Source organism: Kineococcus lubricus (genome assembly GCF_050871965.1).
GTDB lineage: Bacteria > Actinomycetota > Actinomycetes > Actinomycetales > Kineococcaceae > Kineococcus.
Genome location: NZ_JBJLSK010000003.1, coordinates 49,383 through 63,428 on the forward strand (window position 1 = coordinate 49,383; position 14,046 = coordinate 63,428).

Annotated in this window: 14 protein-coding genes; 1 reads left to right on the forward strand and 13 read right to left on the reverse strand. The window is 74.7% G+C overall.

Going from position 1 to position 14,046, the window contains the following annotated elements:
- Position 1: 1 nt before the first annotated feature.
- The 7 genes from ACRYRX_RS02905 to ACRYRX_RS02935 all read right to left on the reverse strand — a co-directional run bounded on the left by ACRYRX_RS02905 (position 2) and on the right by ACRYRX_RS02935 (position 4,990).
- Positions 2–745: a cytochrome c biogenesis CcdA family protein gene (locus ACRYRX_RS02905; RefSeq protein ID WP_432510304.1), complete on the reverse strand. Its 744-nt coding sequence runs from the start codon at positions 743–745 to the stop codon at positions 2–4.
- Positions 742–1,353: a TlpA family protein disulfide reductase gene (locus ACRYRX_RS02910; RefSeq protein ID WP_432510305.1), complete on the reverse strand. Its 612-nt coding sequence runs from the start codon at positions 1,351–1,353 to the stop codon at positions 742–744. Before ACRYRX_RS02910 ends, ACRYRX_RS02905 begins: the two co-directional genes overlap by 4 nt.
- A complete protein-coding gene (locus tag ACRYRX_RS02915; RefSeq protein WP_432510306.1) occupies positions 1,353–1,991 on the reverse strand; it encodes a histidine phosphatase family protein in 639 nt (212 codons plus the stop codon). Before ACRYRX_RS02915 ends, ACRYRX_RS02910 begins: the two co-directional genes overlap by 1 nt.
- Positions 1,988–3,346, reverse strand: a complete 1,359-nt coding sequence (hemL, locus tag ACRYRX_RS02920; RefSeq protein ID WP_432510307.1) for a glutamate-1-semialdehyde 2,1-aminomutase — start codon at positions 3,344–3,346, stop codon at positions 1,988–1,990. The genes ACRYRX_RS02915 and hemL overlap by 4 nt, the downstream gene beginning before the upstream one ends.
- Before the next feature lie 118 nt (positions 3,347–3,464).
- Positions 3,465–4,025 (reverse strand): hypothetical protein, encoded by a 561-nt coding sequence (locus tag ACRYRX_RS02925; protein WP_432510308.1) that lies wholly within the window; start codon positions 4,023–4,025, stop codon positions 3,465–3,467.
- A gap of 111 nt (positions 4,026–4,136) precedes the next feature.
- Positions 4,137–4,559 (reverse strand): VOC family protein, encoded by a 423-nt coding sequence (locus ACRYRX_RS02930; RefSeq protein ID WP_432510309.1) that lies wholly within the window; start codon positions 4,557–4,559, stop codon positions 4,137–4,139.
- On the reverse strand, positions 4,556–4,990 hold the full coding sequence (locus ACRYRX_RS02935; protein ID WP_432510469.1) for a helix-turn-helix transcriptional regulator: 435 nt from the start codon (positions 4,988–4,990) through the stop codon (positions 4,556–4,558). The genes ACRYRX_RS02930 and ACRYRX_RS02935 overlap by 4 nt, the downstream gene beginning before the upstream one ends.
- Before the next feature lie 109 nt (positions 4,991–5,099).
- On the opposite strand from ACRYRX_RS02935, the gene ACRYRX_RS02940 reads away from it, so the two are divergent.
- Positions 5,100–6,233 carry a metallophosphoesterase family protein gene (locus ACRYRX_RS02940; RefSeq protein WP_432510310.1) on the forward strand — a complete coding sequence of 378 codons (1,134 nt, stop codon included), beginning with the start codon at positions 5,100–5,102 and terminating at the stop codon, positions 6,231–6,233.
- Positions 6,234–6,266: 33 nt separating this feature from the next.
- Here ACRYRX_RS02940 and ACRYRX_RS02945 read toward each other — a convergent pair whose 3' ends face one another.
- The 6 genes from ACRYRX_RS02945 to ACRYRX_RS02970 form a co-directional block, all read right to left on the reverse strand.
- Positions 6,267–7,424, reverse strand: coding sequence for an aldose epimerase family protein (locus ACRYRX_RS02945; RefSeq protein ID WP_432510311.1), 1,158 nt, complete (start codon positions 7,422–7,424; stop codon positions 6,267–6,269).
- Positions 7,425–7,553: 129 nt separating this feature from the next.
- Positions 7,554–8,846: a Fic family protein gene (locus tag ACRYRX_RS02950; protein WP_432510312.1), complete on the reverse strand. Its 1,293-nt coding sequence runs from the start codon at positions 8,844–8,846 to the stop codon at positions 7,554–7,556.
- An 87-nt stretch (positions 8,847–8,933) separates the two neighbouring features.
- Positions 8,934–9,914 carry a porphobilinogen synthase gene (gene hemB, locus ACRYRX_RS02955; RefSeq protein WP_432510313.1) on the reverse strand — a complete coding sequence of 327 codons (981 nt, stop codon included), beginning with the start codon at positions 9,912–9,914 and terminating at the stop codon, positions 8,934–8,936.
- A gap of 22 nt (positions 9,915–9,936) precedes the next feature.
- Complete coding sequence (locus ACRYRX_RS02960) at positions 9,937–11,730, reverse strand: bifunctional uroporphyrinogen-III C-methyltransferase/uroporphyrinogen-III synthase (RefSeq protein ID WP_432510470.1); 1,794 nt, start codon at positions 11,728–11,730, stop codon at positions 9,937–9,939.
- Between the two features lie 5 nt (positions 11,731–11,735).
- Positions 11,736–12,722, reverse strand: a complete 987-nt coding sequence (gene hemC / locus ACRYRX_RS02965; protein ID WP_432510314.1) for a hydroxymethylbilane synthase — start codon at positions 12,720–12,722, stop codon at positions 11,736–11,738.
- Positions 12,719–14,044 (reverse strand): glutamyl-tRNA reductase, encoded by a 1,326-nt coding sequence (locus ACRYRX_RS02970; RefSeq protein ID WP_432510471.1) that lies wholly within the window; start codon positions 14,042–14,044, stop codon positions 12,719–12,721. Before ACRYRX_RS02970 ends, hemC begins: the two co-directional genes overlap by 4 nt.
- Between the last annotated feature and the right edge of the window lie 2 nt (positions 14,045–14,046).

Sequence of the window (14,046 nt, forward strand, 5' to 3'; positions counted from 1 at the left end):
CTCAGATCACCGTGGTGTAGTCGTTCACGAAGCTCGCCTGCAGCCAGATCACGAGCTGGTTGAACTGCCCGGTCAGCAGCAGCACCCCGATCACCACGAGCAGCGCGGCGCCGAACCGGTCGAGCGCGACGCGGTGCCGGCGCAGGACGCCCAGGACGCGCATCCCGCGGCCGTAGGCGAGGGCGACGAGGATGAACGGGACACCCAGCCCGAGGCTGTAGACGAACCCCAGGCCCGCCGCCCGCGACCCCCCGCCGGTGGTGAAGGCCATCGCCGAGATCGCCGTGAGGATCGGCCCCATGCACGGGGTCCAGCCGATCCCGAACAGCGCCCCCAGCAGGGGCGCGCCGACGAGACCGGCCCTGGGCCGCCAGCGGACCTTCAGCTCGCGCTGGGCCCACAGCGGGGAGAACAGCAGCAGCAGACCGCCCGCCACGATGACCGCGCCGAACACCCGCTGCAGCGGGCCGCGGTACTCCACCAGCAGGTCACCGGCCGACCCGGCCACGAAGCTGATGAGCAGGAACACGACCGAGAACCCGAGCACGAACAGCGACGCGCCGAGGAACATCCGCCCGCGCCGCCGCTGCTCCAGGTCCCCGCCCGACAGCCCCGTCACGTACGCGAGGAACCCCGGGACCAGGGGCAGGACGCACGGGGAGAGGAACGACACGATCCCGGCGAGCGCCGCCAGCGGCACCGCCAGCAGCAGCGGCCCGCTCTGGACGTACTCCGGCAGGGTCATGCGGGCGCGCTCGTCGGGGACGGCGCGGCGGCGGGCGCGGCCCCGGCGTCGTCCAGCATCCCGGACAGCGTGGAGCGCTCCACGATCCCGGACGCGCGGGCCGCGACCCGGCCCTCGGCGTCCAGCACCAGCGTCGTGGGGGTGGCCTGCGGGGAGTACGTGCGCAGCGCGAGCATCGCCGCCCCCGAGGAGGCGTCGAGGATCGAGGGGTACGTGATGCCCTGCGCCTGCTGGAACGCTTCGGCGACGGCCGCGGTGTCGTAGGTGTTGATGCCGAGGAAGCGGACGCCGCGGGTGGAGTACTCCTGCCAGACGGCCTCCAGGTCGGCGGCCTCCTTCCGGCACGGGGCGCACCCGGCGAACCAGGTGTTCAGCACGACGACCTGGCCGCGGTAGGAGGCCAGGTCCACGGTCGAGCCGTCGACGGTGGTCCCGCTCAGCTCGACCGGCTCGCGCCGCTCCCCCGGCTCCCACTGCACGACGGTGCCGTCGCCCTCGATGTAGTTCCGGTCGGTCTGGGCCTCGGGCAGCCCGTCGCCGCCGGAGCAGCCCGCGACGACGAGCGCCGACAGCGCGGCCACCCCGAACGCCCTGCGCGAGGCCGGCATCAGGCCCCCGGGACCGGGTCGGCGCCGACGAGCAGGTCGGCGGCGGGCTCGGTGTAGGCGACCGAGACCAGCGTGCGGCCGGAGAACTCCAGGGACGTCACCGACGCCAGCGCGCACTGCCGACGGCGCGGGTCGTGCACCAGCGGGCGCCCCTCGGCGCGCAGCCGCGTCACCCACACCGGCAGCTGGTGGCTGACGAGCACCGACTCCCGGCCCGGGAAGGCGTCCCGCGCGTCGCGGACCACCGAGGCCATGCGGGAGACCTGCTGCTCGTACGGCTCGCCCCAGCTGGGCTGGAACGGGTTCCACAGCCGCGGCCACACCCGCGGGTCGCGGATCGACCCGGCCCCCGCGGTGACCTTGCGGCCCTCGAAGCTGTTGCCGGCCTCGATGATCCGCGGCTCGGTGCCCAGCGGCAGGCCGTGGGAGCGGGCGATGGGCGTCGCGGTCTCCTGGGCGCGCTGCAGCGGTGAGGCGGTGACGGACGCGACGTCGTGGTCGGCGAAGAACTCGCCGAGCCGCTCGGCCATCGCCTGACCGCGCTCGGACAGCCGGAACCCCGGCAGCCGGCCGTACAGGACCCGCTCGGGGTTCCAGACCTCACCGTGCCGGACGAGGTGGACGGTCGTGCGGGTCACAGCCGACCAGCTCCTTCGGCGGCGGCGCGGGCCGCGGCGGGCAACGCGTCGAGGACCCGCCCGATCGCGGTCTCGTCGTGGCTGGCGGACAGGAACCACGCCTCGAACGCGCTCGGCGGCAGGTGGACCCCGGCGTCGAGCATCGAGTGGAAGAACGCCCGGAAGGCCCCGAGGTCCTGCTGCCGGGCCTGGTCGTAGTCCGTGACGGCGTCCAGCTCGGTGAAGAAGACGCTGAACATCGACCCGGCGGTGTTCACCAGGTGCGGCACCCCGGCCGCGCTGAGCGCGGCGCTCGCGGCGTCCCGGACGGTGGCCGCGTTCGCCTCGACCGCGGCGTACACCTCCGGGGTCGTCGCGCGCAGCGTCGCCAGCCCGGCGGCGGTCGCGATCGGGTTCCCCGACAGCGTGCCCGCCTGGTAGACGGGACCGGCCGGGGCCAGGTGCGCCATGACGTCGGCGCGACCGCCGAACGCGGCGGCCGGGAAGCCGCCGCCCATGACCTTGCCGAAGGTCAGCAGGTCCGGGGCGTGCTCCAGGCCCAGGCCCTCGAACCCGTACCAGCCGGCGGCGCTGACCCGGAAGCCCGTCATGACCTCGTCGGAGACCAGCAGGGCGCCGTGCTCGCGGGTGGTGCGGCGCAGCAGCTCGGTGAAGCCCGGCTGGGGGCGGACCACGCCCATGTTCCCGGCGGCGGCCTCGGTGATGACGCAGGCGATGCGGTCGCCGTGGGCGGCGAACACCCCGGCCAGCGCCTCGGGGTCGTTGTACGGCAGCACGATCGTGTCGGCCGCGGCGGTGCCGGTCACCCCGGGGGTGTCGGGCAGCGCGAACGTCGCCAGCCCCGAGCCGGCCGAGGCCAGCAGAGCGTCGACGTGCCCGTGGTAGTGACCGGCGAACTTCACCACGACCGGCCGGCCCGTGAAGCCGCGGGCCAGCCGGATGGCGCTCATGGTCGCCTCGGTGCCGGAGCTGACCAGCCGCACCTGCTCGACCGGCTCGACGCGCCCGACGATCTCCTCGGCCAGCTGCACCTCGCGCTCGGTGGGCGTCCCGAAGGAGAAGCCGTCGACCGCGGCGGCCTGCACGGCCGCCAGCACGTCGGGGTGCGCGTGCCCGAGGATCATCGGGCCCCAGGAGCACAGCAGGTCGACGTACTCGCGGCCGTCGACGTCGGTCAGGTACGGGCCGCGCGCCGAGGCGATGAACCGGGGGGTGCCCCCGACGGCCCGGAAGGCGCGGACGGGGGAGTTCACCCCGCCGGGGATCACCGCGCCCGCTCGCTCGAACAGCGCCGCGGAGGCGGCGGCTGCGGCGGTGGACGAGGTGGTCGTCGGGGTAGGCGTCGACGCGGTCACGAGCCCCAGTGTCGCAAGCTCCGCGGGGTGCCTCCTCCCCAGGGGCGTCTACGACGGCGTGTCGGAGGCCGGGCGTGACGGACTTCACGTCCGCGCGCCCAGCGCGCGCCGGCCCGGGTCAGTCCCACCACAGGTACCAGCCGGGCCGGCCGGTGCGCGGGCACGGCCGCGGCACCACGACGTCCGGCCCGCGCGCGGCGTCGTCGAGCCCGAAGGAGGCCTGCACGCTGGCCCAGAAGGCCGTGCACTCGCAGCCGCTCTCCTCGCACGGGTCCTCGGAGTCGACGATGCGGAACTCGTCCAGCTCCGGGTGGTCGTACACCACGAGCCCCTCGGCCGTGATCCGCTCGTCGCTGCGCGCGGGCGGCACGAGGTAGCCGTGCAGCTCGACCTCGCGGGGGTGGCCGACGGCCGCGACGAGCAGCGAGCCCAGCGACGGGGCGGCGTTCTGCTTGTCCGCCAGCTGCCCGGGCGTGAGCCGCTGCAGCAGCTGGGCCGCCGCCGTCCAGGGCAGGTCGCGGAAGCGGACGACGTCGCGGGCGTCGTGCAGCCGGCCCAGGACGTACGGCTCGACGACGTCGAGCAGGCCGAGCGTCCAGCCCGAGCCCTGGTCGGCGACCCGGCGCCAGGTCTGCTCGAGGGTCTCGCGGGCGGGTGCGGGGACGGGTGCGGGAGTCATGTCGCCCACCCTGCGCGGTGTCGGGCGGCCGCGGGGGCGTGACGGACGCGGGTGTGGACGACACGCCGCGGGCCGCCCCCTGGGGAGCCCGCGGCGCCGGCCCGGGTCGGATCAGCCCCGCGCGGAGGCCGTCAGCGGCTGGTTGAACCGGAGCTGGTTGCCGGAGGGGTCGCGCACGCCGAAGTCGCGCACGCCGTACTGCTGGTCCACCGGCTCGGAGGTGATCTCGGCGCCCCCGGCCGACAGCGCGTCGTGCAGGGCGTCGACGTCGTCGGTGGTGAAGACCAGCCGCGACATCAGCCCCTTGGCGAGCAGGTCGGCGGCGGCCTCCCGGTCGGCGGCCGAGGCGTCCGGCCACGACTGCGGCGTCTCCAGCACGATGTGGACGCCGGCGCCGGGCGGCGTCACCGTGACCCAGCGCATGCCCTCGTAGGACACGTCCTGGGTCACCGCGAAGCCCAGCAGGTCGCGGTAGAAGGCCAGGGCCTCGTCGTGGTCGTGGACGGTCAGCAGCACCTGCGAGACGGTCGTCATGGGGCCGACGGTAGGACCGCTCGGGCCCGGCCGGCTTCTCCGATCCTGACCGGTCGGGCCGCCCGCGCCAGCACGCAGCTGGGGATGCCCGCCGCGGCGGAGTGGTCCTGGGCCCGGTAGGCGCTGGGCGTCACGCCCACCAGCCGGGTGAAGCGGGCGCTGAACGACCCCAGCGACGAGCAGCCCACCGCGAAGCAGGCTTCGGTGACCGACACGTCCCCGCGGCGCAGCAGCGCCTTGGCCCGCTCGATCCGCCGGGTCATGAGGTAGTCGTACGGCGTCACGTCGAAGGCGGCCTTGAAGCTGCGGGAGAAGTGCCCGGGCGACATGAGGGCCTGCCGGGCCAGGACGGCGACGTCCAGCGGCTGGGCGTGGTCGCGGTCGATGCGGTCGCGCACCCGCCGCAGCCGCACGAGGTCCTCGCGTGACAGGGGCACCCCCCGAGTCTGGCCCCACCACCCCCGGCGCGGCCACCGTCCGTCACCTGATCGTCAGGCTCAGGTGACGCACAGGTCACCTGCGACGGCCAGGGTTCGCCGCATGACCACCTCGCGCCCCACCCGCCGCCACGTGCTCGGCGCCGGCGCCGCGGCCGCCGCCGTCGGCCTGGCCCCCGCCCCGAGCGCCACCGCCGCCCCCGACCACCACGACCGCCCCGGCCTGGCCTTCGCCGCCGACGGCACGTTCCGCGTCGTCCAGTTCAACGACACGCAGGACAACCACCGCACCGACGTCCGCACGATCGAGCTCATCGAGAAGGTCCTCGACACCGAGCACCCCGACTTCGTCGTGTTCAACGGCGACGTCGTCAACGGCGACATGACCACGGCCGATGAGGTCCGCACCGCGTACGACAACGTCGTCGGCCCGGTCGAGACCCGCGGCATCCCGTGGGCCATCACCTTCGGCAACCACGACGAGGACTCCGCGGCGGTGACCGGGATGACCGAACCCCGCATCCGCGAGTTCCTGCGCACCTACCCCCACCACGTCGGCTCCACCGCCGGCGGGGTCAGCGGCGACTCCAACCAGGTCCTGCCCGTGGCCTCCCGCGCCGGTGGCCGCCCGGCGTTCGCGCTGTGGCTGCTGGACTCCGGCCGCTACTCCCCCGAGACGATCGCCGGGCAGGCCGTCGAGGAGTACACCTACGAGACCATCCACGCCGACCAGGTCGCCTGGTACCGGCAGACCTCGCAGGAGCTCCAGGCCGGCGCGGCCGACCCCGTGCCCGGGCTGATGTTCTTCCACATCCCGCTGTGGGAGTTCCGGCACATGTGGTTCGGCTCCCCCACCGAGGCGACCGACGAGGCGCACGAGGCGGCCGTCGGCAAGCACGGCATCGTGGGTGAGCGCAACGAGCGCGAGTACACCGCGCAGTTCAACCCCGGCCTGTTCCACGCCGCCCTCGAACGCGGCGACGTCAAGGGCATGTTCTGCGGCCACGACCACGTCAACGACTACGTCGGGGACTACTTCGGGATCCGGCTCGGCTACGGCCCGGGGACGGGTTTCGGCACGTACGGCCTCGAGGGCGCCGACGTCCACCGCCTGCGCGGGGCCCGCGTGTTCGACCTCGACGAGAACCACCCGGGTGTCTTCAAGGACACCCGGGTGGTGCGCGCCGCCGACCTGGGGATCGACCTGTCCCCCGAACCCCGGCCGCTGGACGGCTGACCGGCGGCCGGGGAGGGGTTCAGCGCGACGTTCTCAGCGCGACAGCGCGAACACCGTCGTCGAGCGGTACTCCTCCCCCGGCCGCAGGACCGTGGAGGGGAAGTCGGGCTGGTTCGGGGAGTCCGGGAAGTGCTGGGTCTCCAGCGCCAGCCCGTCACCCTGCCGGTAGGTCCCGCCGCCGGTCCCCACCAGGGTCCCGTCGAGGAAGTTGCCCGAGTAGAACTGCAGACCCGGTTCGGTCGTGGAGATCCGCAGGGTCCGGCCGCTGCGCGGGTCGTGCAGGACGGCGGCCTCCTCCAGGTCGTCACCGCCGCGGTCCAGCACCCAGTTGTGGTCGTACCCCTTCGCGACCAGCAGCTGCTGGAACGGCTGCCGGATGCGGGCCGCGATCCGGGTGGGCTGGCGGAAGTCCAGCGGGGTCCCCGCGACCGGGGCCAGCTCGCCCGTCGGGATCAGGGTGTCGTCGACGGGGGTGTAGGCGTCGGCGCGGATCGTCAGCTCGTGGTCCAGGACGCTGCCGGACCCCTCACCGGCGAGGTTCCAGTACGTGTGGTTCGTGAGGTTCACGACGGTGGCCGCGTCCGTGGTGGCGCGGTAGTCCAGGGTCAGCTGCCCGAACCGGTCCAGGGTGTAGTCGACCTCGACGTGCAGGTTCCCCGGGAAACCCTGGTCGCCGTCGGGGCTGTCCAGGGCGAGCCGGACGCCGACCTTGCCGTCACCGGTCAGCGGGGTCGCCGCCCACAACCGCTTGTCGAACGAGTCGGTGCCGCCGTGCAGGGTGTTCGGCCCGTCGTTGAGCGGCAACTGGTGCTCCACCCCGTCCAGGGTGAACCTCCCCCCGCCGATGCGGTTGCCGTAGCGGCCGATGAGGGCGCCGAAGTAGGGGCCGGGGTTGTTGCCGTCGAGGTACCCGTCGAGGTCGGCGAAACCCAGGACCACGTTCTTCACCCGGCCCCGGTGGTCGGGGAACTCCAGGCTCTGCACGATCCCGCCGTACGTGATGACCCGCGCGGTGACCTCGCCGTTGGTCAGGGTCCAGCGCTCGACGGAGCGGCCGTCGGGCAGCCGCCCCCACGCCTCGGTGGACAGTCCGGGTTCGGCGGCGACCGCGGGGGCCGCGGTGGTGCCGATCAGCGCGGCGGCGCCGGTGGCGGCCAGGACGACGCTGCGGCGGGACGGGGTGAAGGCCATCGGTGTGCTCCTCCTCGAGCGGCGGGGTGTGACCCAGGCGTGACCTGTGTGACGGTTGGGACCGTAGGCCAGTGGTTGCCCTGCGTCAACGCCTCCCGGGGAGGCCAGGTGGTCCCGATCGCGGACCGCTCAGGCTTCGCGACGTGCGGGCACCGGGCGGTTCGGCGGGCTGGTCCGGGTGTCGAACGCCGTGCCGGCCAGCCGGCGCTCGGTGAGGTCGACGAGGTCCAGCACCTCGGTGGCCAGGTACCCCGTGGTCCCCCGCTCCAGCTGGCGCGAACCCAGGATCCCTGCCCCCTCGAGCTCCTGGACGGCCGTGTTCGCCGCGGGGTACGACACCCCCAGCACCCGCTCGACGGTGCGCGCCGTCACGACGGGTGCCTCCGGCAACAGGGCCAGGAGCCTGGCGGTGGCCGAACCCGCGCGCGGCACCTCCCGCACGCCCTGCTGCGTCCGGTACCGGGCCAGTCGTTCGTCCCACTCGCGTCGCAGGGCCCCGACCGCGGCGACGAGTTCCGCGGCCTGTCGCACGGCGGCCGCCGCCGCCTCGACGAAGGTCTCGATCCACCGCTGAGTACCCGTCACCGCGGCCTCGGCACCGGCAGGACCCTCGAACCGGAACCAGGTGAGCCCCTGGACGTACTCGTCGCGGAGGGTCGACAGGACGAGGCTGATGGGCAGCACGGCCTGACGGGTCAGGCCCCGACGGGCCAGCACGGTGTGGATGAGGGCGCGACCGACGCGACCGTTGCCGTCCGTGAACGGGTGGATGGTCTCGAACTGGGCGTGCACCAGAGCGGCCTGCACGAGGGGTGAGTGGTGGGACCCGTTGAGGTAGTCCACCAGGTCCGCCATGAGCCCGTCGACGTGGTCCGGTGACGGCGGCACGAACTGCGCGTCGAGGGGGTGCCGGTTGGAGCCGCCGATCCAGTTCTGGACGAGGCGGATCCCGTGGTGACGTTCCTCGGGGATCAGGCTGCTCTGCAACCGTACGACGTCGTCGACGCCGACCTCGTCGAGGGCGACCAGTTCCTCGGTGGCTCGACGGACGATGGTGATGTTCCGCGCGACCAGTCGAGCCTGCTCGCCGACCCGCTGGACGTGCTCGGTCTGCGCGAGTTCGGCGACCGCGACGTTCGCGCTGGACGGGGCGATGCCCTCGATGAACGAACTGGCGACGGCTTCGGACCGCAGGAGGAACCGGGACAGCCCTTCGAGGTCGGCACCCGTGGACCCTCCGGCCAGGTCCCGGACGGCCCGTTCCACCTGCGCGATCCGCCGGGACAGGCTCGGGTCGATGACCAGGGGGCGGTACCCCAGGGGGTCCGGGAGGTAGGTGCGGTACGGCCCGGACCGGCGGTCACGAGCGGGCAGACCAGTCTCACCACCGGCGGGCCACGACGCGTCCTCGGAGGTGGCCACCGGAGACGACCCTGCACAGCAGGTGCCTCCGTGCGAGGTTGACCCTTCATGCTTGCACAGGCGGTACGGGCGTTGAAGGTTGCGGCGTCAGCCCAGCCAGTCGCGCGCCGCCTCCAGCGCCCAGTAGCTCAGGACGATCGACGCCCCGCCGCGGCGCAGCGCGAGCAGCGACTCCAGCGCCACCCGCTCGCGGTCCACCGCCCCGGCCTGCGCGGCGAACTCGACCATCGCGTACTCCCCCGACACCTGGTAGCTCGCCACCGGCACGTCGGCGACGTCGGCGACGGCGCGCAGCACGTCCAGGTACGGCAGGCCGGGTTTCACCATGACCATGTCGGCGCCCTCGTCGAGGTCGAGCCGGACCTCGCGCAGCGCCTCGGAGACGTTCGCCGCCGGGTCCTGCTGGTAGGTGCGCCGGTCGCCCTTGAGCTGGGAGTTCACGGCCTCGCGGAACGGGCCGTAGAAACCGCTGGCGTACTTCACGGCGTACGCGAACAGCGCGACCTCGTCGAAGCCGTTGGTGTCCAGCGCCTCGCGCAGGACCCCGATCTGCCCGTCCATCATCCCGCTGGGCCCCAGGACGTGCGCCCCCGCGGTGCTCTGCGCCAGCGCCATCGAGGCGTACCGCTCCAGGGTGGCGTCGTTGTCGACGCGGCCGCGGGAGTCCAGCACCCCGCAGTGGCCGTGGTCGGTGAACTCGTCCAGGCACAGGTCGGCCATCACGACGAGGTCGTCGCCGACGGCCTCGCGCACGTCCGCGATCGCCACGTTGAGGATGCCGTCGGGGTCGTCGGCCCCCGAGCCGGTGGCGTCCAGCCGCTCGGGCACCCCGAACAGCATGATCCCGCCCAGGCCCGCCGCGACGGCGTCCTTCGCCGCGACCACCAGCGACTCGCGCGTGTGCTGCACGACCCCGGGCAGCGTGCGGATCGGCTGCGCCTGCGTGATGCCCTCCCGCACGAACACGGGCAGGACGAGGTCCCCCGGGCGCAGGTGCACGTCCGTCACCAGCCGGCGCATCGCCGCGGTGGAACGCAGACGACGCGGACGGATCGGCAGCTGCACCACGGGGGAACTCCTTCGATCGGGTTCAGCGCGCCCGGCGGCGCGCCGAGGACTTCTTCTGGCTGGGCCGCAGGACGGGCTCGCCCGCCTCGACGGCCGCGGCGCGCAGGCCCTGCCCGTACGAGGCCAGCGCCTCGACGAGGGAGGCCGCGCTCGGCTCGGCGGCGAGGACGTCGACGCGCAGGCCGTGCTCCTCGGCGGTCTTCGCCGTCGCCGGGCCGATGCAGGCCACGACGGTCGACGGGTGCGGCTTCCCGGCGATCCCGACGAGGTTGCGGACCGTCGAGCTCGACGTGAAGACCACCGCGTCGAACGCGCCGGTCTTGATGGCGTCGCGCACCGGCGCGGCCGGCGGCGCGGCGCGCACCGTCCGGTACGCGGTGACGTCGTCGACCTCCCAGCCGTTCTCGACCAGCCCGGCCACGAGGGTGTCGGTGGCGATGTCGGCGCGCGGCAGGAACACCCGGTTGATGGGGTCCAGCACGTCGTCGTACGGCGGCCACGCGTCGAGCAGACCGGCCGCGGACTGCTCCCCCGACGGCAGCAGGTCCGGTTCGATCCCCCACTCGCGCAGGGCGTCCGCCGTCACCCCGCCGACCGCGGCGACCTTCAGCCCGGAGAACGCGCGGGCGTCGAGGCCGTACTCGGTGAACTTCTCCCGCACCGCCTTCACGGCGTTGACGGAGGTGAACCCGATCCACTCGTAGCGGCCGGTCACCAGGCCCTTGACGGCCTTCTCCATCTGCTGCGGGGTCCGTGGCGGCTCCACGGAGATGGTCGGCACGACCTCCGCGGTGGCGCCGTGCTCGGACAGCCGCCCGGTGATGCCCCCGGCCTGCTCCTTGGTGCGCGGCACCAGGACCCGCCAGCCGAACAGCGGTTTCGTCTCGTACCAGGAGTTCTGCTCGCGCAGCGCGACGACGTCACCGATGACGGCCGTGGTCGGGGACCCGTCGAGCACCGCGGCGGCCGCCTCGAGAGTGCCCAGGGTCGCGGTGGTGGTGGTCTGGGTGGTCGTCGTGCCGTGCGAGGTCAGCGCGACGGGCGTCGCCGCGGACCGGCCGGCGGCCAGCAGCCCGCGGGCGGCCTCGGCGATGTCGTCGCCGGTGCCCAGGACGACGACCGTGGCGTCGGCGTCGGCGTGCCGGGACCAGTCCAGGGACCGGCCCGCGGGGTGGACGACGTTGAGGCTGGACGTGCCCGGCGTCGTCATCGGCACCCCGGCGTACGCGGGCACCGCGTTGACGGCTGAGACGCCCGGGACGACGTCGAAGGACACCCCCGCCCTGCGGCAGGCGGCGACCTCGTCGACCAGCCCGGTGAACGTGGACGGGTCGCCGTCCATGAGCCGCACGACCCGGCCACCGGCCTTGGCGGCCTTCACGACGAGCTTGGCGCGGTGCGCGCGGGTCAGCGGCTGACCGTCCCCGCCGAACCCGGCGTCGACGACCTCGACGCCGTCCCGGCCGAACCGCGCGACGAGGTCCTCCCGGCTGGCCTGGTCGAGCACGACGACGTCGGCCGCGGCGAGCAGGTCGACCGCGCGGACGGTCAGCAGGCCCGGGTCGCCCGGCCCCGCCCCGACGAACGAGACGTGCCCCAGCTCCCTGCCGGTGGTCTTCTCCGACCCCTTGTCGGTCCCCTTGGCGGCCTTCGCGCCGGCCCGGGTGGACGACTTCTTCGACCGGGACTGCGCGGGCACCTCGTCGCGAACCCTCTTCGCGTCGACCACCTCGGTCAGGACGCTCACCTCGGGAGCGCCCGCGGCGGCCTCGACCGGCGGGTGCACCGGCTCGGCGACCAGGGGGCTGTTCGTCATCGTGCTCACGAGCCACTCTCCGGATCGGGACGTGGACCGTCGTCACGACGGTCCTGGGGGTGGTTCTCCGCCGTGGCCGCGACGGGCCCCGGCGTGGTGTGCGGGGGGCGCAGTTCGCGCGCCAGGAGGTCGCGAGCAACGTCGGCGCCCAACCTACGCGCGGACGCCTCGTCGGGGACAGCCGTGAACGCGCGGGCGCGCCGCACCAGCGCCCCCGCGGGGTCCTGGACGGCCACGTGCAGCGTCCCCGCCGCGACGTGGGCGCCGACGGGGGCCGAGCACCCCGCCTCCAGCGAGGCCAGCACTTGGCGCTCGGCCGCGACGGCCCGCCGCACGGCGGGCGCGTCGAGGGCGGCCAGCGCGGTCAGGACGGCGTCGTCGTCGGCGCGGCACTCCACGGCCAGCGCCCCCTGCCCGGGGGCCGGGACGTACACGTCGGGGGCGAACAGCTCCGTGATGTCGCCGGCCCGGCCCAGCCGGGTGAGCCCGGCGGCGGCCAGGACCACGGCGTCGAGCTCCCCGGAGGTCACGAAGCCGACGCGGGTGTCGACGTTGCCGCGGATCGCGACGACCTCGACGTCGGGGCGCAGGGCCCGCAGCAGGGCCTGCCGGCGCGGTGAGCCCGTCCCGACGCGGGCACCGGCGGGCAGCTCGGCCAGCGTGCGGCCCCCGGCGGCGACCAGCGCGTCGCGCGGGTCCTCGCGCTCGGGGACGGCGGCCAGGGCGAGCCCGTCGGCGGCGGTCGTGGGCAGGTCCTTGAGGGAGTGCACGGCCAGGTCGACCTCGCCGGCCAGCAGTGCGTCGCGCAGCGCCGAGACGAAGACGCCGGTGCCGCCGATCTGCGCCAGCGGCGCGCGGTCCACGTCGCCGCGGGTCGTGACCTCCACGAGCTCGACGTCGAACCCGTTGGCGCGCAGCAGGTCGGCCACCCAGGAGCTCTGGGTGGTCGCCAGCGCGCTGCGCCGGGTGCCGAGCCGGAGGACCCGCGTCACGACACGCGTCCGACGGCGTCGGCGACGGTCCCCGACAGCGGGGCGTCCCCGGGCAGGCCGCCACCGCCACCGGCACCGACCTCGAGGTCGAACAGCGCCCGCAGCGCGGCGGCGTACCCGACGCCCCCGGGGGCCTCGGCCAGTTCCTTCACGCGCACCGTGGGGGTGTGCAGCAGCTTCTCCACGATGCGGTGCACCGTGCGGTCGACCTCGGCGCGGACGGTGTCGTCCAGGGCGACGCGGCTGCCCAGGCGGCGCATCTCGACGTCGACGACGTGCCGGGCCTGGGCCCGCAGCGCCACGACCGTGGGGGCGACGTCGGCGGCGCGCAGGGACGCGGCGTGCGCGGCGACCTCCTCGCGGACGATGGCGCGCACCGACCGCAGGTCGTCGGCGACGGCCGAGGCGGCCAGGTCCGCGCCCAGCCCCTCCAGGTCGACCAGGTGCACGCCCGGCAGCGTCGCGACCTCGGGGTCGACGTCGCGGGGCAGGGCGAGGTCGGCCACGAACAGCGGGCGCCCGGGCCGGTCCAGCAGCGCGGCGGCGACGATCGCGACGTCCAGGACGTGCCCGAGGGCCCCGGTGCAGCTGGTGACGACGTCGGCGGCGGCGACCTCGGCGCGCAGGTCCTCCAGCCCGACGGCGCGACCGCCGACGGCGGCGGCCAGGCGCTGGGCGCGCTCGGGGCTGCGGTTGGCGACGACGACGTCGAGGCCGGCGCGCGCGAAGGTCGTCGCGACGAGGGCGCTCATGGCCCCGGCGCCCACGACCAGGGCCCGGCGCCCGGCCAGCGGGCCGCCGACGACCCCGGCGGCGCGGGTGAGGGCGGCGTCGACGAGGGAGGCCCCGGCGGCGTCCAGCCCGGTCTCGGAGTGCGCGCGCTTGCCGACGCGCAGGGCGCTCTGCAGCAGCCGGTCCAGCGCGCCGCCGGCCAGGCCGCGCTCGTGCAGGTCCCGCAGCGCCAGCCGCAGCTGGCCGAGGATCTGGCTCTCGCCGACGGCCATGGAGTCCAGCCCGCACGCCACCCGGAACAGGTGCTCGACGCCGGCGTCCTCGTAGTGGACGTACAGCTGCTCGCCGAGCTGGTCGACCCCGAGGCCGATGCGGCGGCACAGCGCGTCACCGACGTCGGCGACCGCGCCGTGGAAGCGGGAGACGTCGCAGTACAGCTCGACGCGGTTGCACGTCGACAGCACGAAGACCTCGTCGACGTGCGGGGAGGCCGTCAGGGCGTCGACGACCTCGGCCGCGGCCGCGGCGTCGAAGCTGGCGCGCTCCAGGACGTCCAGCGAGGCCGTGCGGTGCGACAGGCCGACCACCATGA